The 3,366-nt window shown below is 65.2% G+C and carries 3 protein-coding genes, 1 other RNA gene and 1 pseudogene; 1 reads left to right on the top strand and 4 read right to left on the bottom strand.

The annotated features are described in order from the left end of the window. Positions 1-1,365: DNA polymerase III subunit gamma/tau (locus WBG82_RS00260; protein ID WP_424419994.1), on the bottom strand; the 1,365-nt coding region annotated here is incomplete at its 3' end. A gap of 20 nt (positions 1,366-1,385) precedes the next feature. After that, an RNA gene (gene ffs, locus WBG82_RS00255) (signal recognition particle sRNA small type) lies at positions 1,386-1,482 on the bottom strand. Positions 1,483-1,695: 213 nt separating this feature from the next. Between ffs and nudC the strand changes: the two genes are divergently transcribed. Then, the gene (gene nudC, locus WBG82_RS00250; RefSeq protein WP_424419992.1) at positions 1,696-2,646 is read left to right on the top strand and encodes an NAD(+) diphosphatase; all 951 of its coding nucleotides are present in this window, start codon (positions 1,696-1,698) and stop codon (positions 2,644-2,646) included. 20 nt (positions 2,647-2,666) lie between these two features. Here nudC and WBG82_RS00245 read toward each other — a convergent pair whose 3' ends face one another. Then, positions 2,667-3,092, bottom strand: a complete 426-nt coding sequence (locus WBG82_RS00245) for a DUF3617 domain-containing protein (protein ID WP_424419990.1) — start codon at positions 3,090-3,092, stop codon at positions 2,667-2,669. A gap of 125 nt (positions 3,093-3,217) precedes the next feature. Next, positions 3,218-3,366 (bottom strand): annotated as a pseudogene (locus WBG82_RS00240) (prephenate dehydratase); the annotation flags it as partial.

Genomic DNA, 3,366 nt, shown 5'->3' with positions numbered 1-3,366 from the left:
CCCCATGACCGCGCGGAGTTCGGCGCGCGGACCGCCGCCCGAGGGCGCCGCGGAACCGCCGCCCTGCGAAGGCCGCGAGGCCGCGCCGCCATTCCTCAACTGCTCGATGAGTTCTTCCGGCCCCGGACCATCGGCCACATAGGCGATGCGGACGAGGACCATCTCGGCCGCCGCGATGGGCCGCGTCGCGCCCTGCACTTCGACGAGCCCCTTCAGAAGCATCTGCCAGGTGCGGGCGAGCACGCGGATCGGCAGTTTCTCCGCCATCTCCTGCCCGCGCAGGCGCTCCGTCTCCGACATGGCGAGATCGTCGGCGGCGCCCGCGACGAGCTTCAGCCGCGTCAGCCAATGGGTGAGATCGGCGAGATCGGAGAGCACGACGGCGGGATCGGCGCCCACATCATATTGCGCGCGAAGCTCGCCCAGTGCGCCCGCGATGTCGCCCTTCATCACGAAGTCGAAGAGATCGAAAATGCGCGCCCGGTCGGCAAGACCGAGCATGTCGCGCACTTCCGCCTCATGGATCACCGTCTCGCCCATCTGGCTGCCATGCGCGATGGCGCGGTCGAGAAGCGAGAGGCTGTCACGGGCGGAGCCGTCGGCGGCGCGCGAAATGAGCTTCAGCGCCGCGTCCTCAACCTCGACATGCTCCTTCGCCGCGATGCGCGAGAGAAGCGAGGTGAGTTCCTCGACCTTCAGGCGGCGCAGATCGAAACGCTGGCAGCGCGAAAGCACCGTCACCGGCACCTTGCGGATCTCGGTCGTCGCAAAAATGAACTTCACATGCGCCGGGGGCTCCTCGAGCGTCTTCAGAAGGCCGTTGAAGGCGGCCTTCGAGAGCATATGCACCTCGTCGATGATGTAGACCTTGTAGCGCGCGGAGACGGGCAGATAGCGCACGCTGTCGATGATCTCGCGAATATCGTCGATGCCGGTGCGCGAGGCGGCGTCCATTTCGAGGACGTCGACATGGCGGCTCTCCATGATCGCTTCGCAATGGACGCCGAAGCCGTCCATATGGATCGTGGGGCCGGTGACACCCGGTTTTTCATAGTTGAGCGCGCGGGCGAGAATGCGCGCGGTCGTCGTCTTGCCGACGCCGCGAACGCCCGTGAGCATGAAGGCATGGGCGATGCGGCCCGTCTCGAACGCGTTCGAGAGCGTGCGGACCATCGCTTCCTGGCCGACGAGATCGTCGAACGTGGTCGGGCGGTATTTGCGCGCCAGCACCTGATAGCCGGCGGCCTGGGCGCGCGCGGGCGGCCGCGCCTCGCCGCCCAGAAGGGCCAGTCCCGGCTCATCCGCGGGGTCCGGGCGATGCGGCTCCTCGGCGATCGGCGCCGGATTTTCCTCGCTGTCGTCCATGAACCGTCCTTCAAGGAAAGGTGGGAGGCTGGACGGACAACCCGAGCCGAACTCGTTACGGCTGCTTCCTTCCGGACCTGACCGGGTTGGCGAGGGACCCGTCCGCCGCCAGCCTCCCGAGGGGACTATATCAGGGGAATCGACTCCACTTGCAAGGCCGGTGAGCCGGCTCCCGGCCAGGACCTGCAAGGCCGGCGAGCCCGCACCCGGCCAGGCGGCCGCAGCGGCGGCGCGGCGAGCAGCGCGACCATTGAGCGCGGCCTGCCTCTGTGCCAACCTGACGCCATCCAAATCACCTTGAATTTCCAGAAATCCGTCAGGAATACCCGAATGGGCCTCCCCCAGAACCCCAACATTTTCGCCAACAACCCGCTCGACCGCGCTAGCTACCGGCGCGCCGACAAGGCATGGATCGAAAGCCAGCTCGCCGATCCCGCAAGCCTTTTCGTGCCGTTTCACAGGCTCCAGCCCTTCGTCCTGCCGGAAGAAAAGCCCTCGCAGGGCAAGGATGTCGGCTGGATGCGGATCGCGCTTCTCAAGGAGCTTGCGGGGCCGGATCCCGTCATCGTCTTTCTCGGCATCAACCGGCGGGGCAAATCGCTCTTCGCCGCCGATGTGAGCGCCCTCAAGGACCCGGACAACCATCCTGCCCTCAAGGGCATCGGCGCCTTCGAGGAACTGCGCGGGCTCGCCATGGCAGGCGAGATCACGCCCACCGAGCTTGCGATTCTCGCGCAGGCGAAGAGCATGATCGACTGGCATCAGCGCCATGGCTTCTGCTCGGTCTGCGGCACGCGCAGCGAGATGATGGAAGCGGGCTACAAGCGGCAATGCCCGAACTGCAAGGCCGAGCATTTCCCACGCACCGACCCGGTCGCCATCATGCTCGCCACCTATCAGGACAAATGCTTCCTCGGCCGGCAGAAAATCTGGCCGAAAGGGATGCATTCGGCGCTGGCGGGCTTCATCGAGCCGGGCGAATCGATCGAGGAGGCGGTGGCGCGCGAACTCCATGAGGAGGCGGGCCTCTCTGTTTCCTCCGTCACCTATCACTCGACCCAGCCATGGCCCTACCCGTCCTCGCTGATGATCGGCTGCCATGCGGTCGCCGATTCGGAGGATTTCAAGATCGACGGCGTCGAGCTTTCCGGAGGGCGCTGGTTCACGCGCGAGGAGGTCAAGGCCGCCATCGAAGGCAAGGGCGATGGAAGCTTCTGGCTACCACCGCCCTTCGCGATCGCGCATCAGCTCGCCAAGGTCTTCGCGGAAGGAAAGGCCTGAGCGAACAGGATCGGCGGCTGCTATTCGGTGCAGTCGCCGATTCGCTTGTGATCGACCTTCGCGCTCATCGTCTGCGACATGCCTCCCACGGAAGATTTCGTCTCCGATGCCTGAACCATGTGGGTCGGGCTCACGAAATCCATGCTGCCGGTCATCGTGATGGTGGCGCCTTCCTCCGGCATCGAGCATTCGCTGGTGAAGTGATAGACGTTGCCCTGCCAGCTGCCCTTGACCTTGCAGTTCTCCATCTGCTCGCCTTCCGCACGCAACATCTGCTCGGCCGACTGCTTGACGTCCTCGGGCGAGAAACACTCCTTGTCGCTGAAGCTGGTGCCTCCGATCGTCATGGTGCGCTCCCAGAGACCCGGCGCCATTTTCGGCGGCGCGGCAATGGCCGCGACGGGCAGGAGAAAGACCGCGGCAGTCATCGAAATCGCTTTTTTCATGAAATTCCTCTGTCTGGCCTGCGCATGAACGGCACGCGCATGGCCGCGGAGGCTAGCACGCTTTCGCGCGCGGCAGCCTTCGCAAATCCCGCCTGCGGACAATTTGCGCAAGGACGATCACGCCGTCAGCGGCCGGAGGCGGCAAGCTCCTGGCGGTAGGGATGAGACTTGTAGATGCCGAGAATCTTGAGCTCGGTCGTGAAGAACTCAAGCTCCTCGAGCGCGAGGCGCACATTGCGCGAGGCGGGATGGCCCTCGATGTCGGCGTAGAACT

The organism is Parvibaculum sp. (assembly GCF_049671045.1).
In the GTDB taxonomy this organism is placed as follows: domain Bacteria; phylum Pseudomonadota; class Alphaproteobacteria; order Parvibaculales; family Parvibaculaceae; genus Parvibaculum.
Note: the sequence above shows the minus strand (reverse complement) of the source record. Positions and strands in the feature narration are given on the sequence as shown.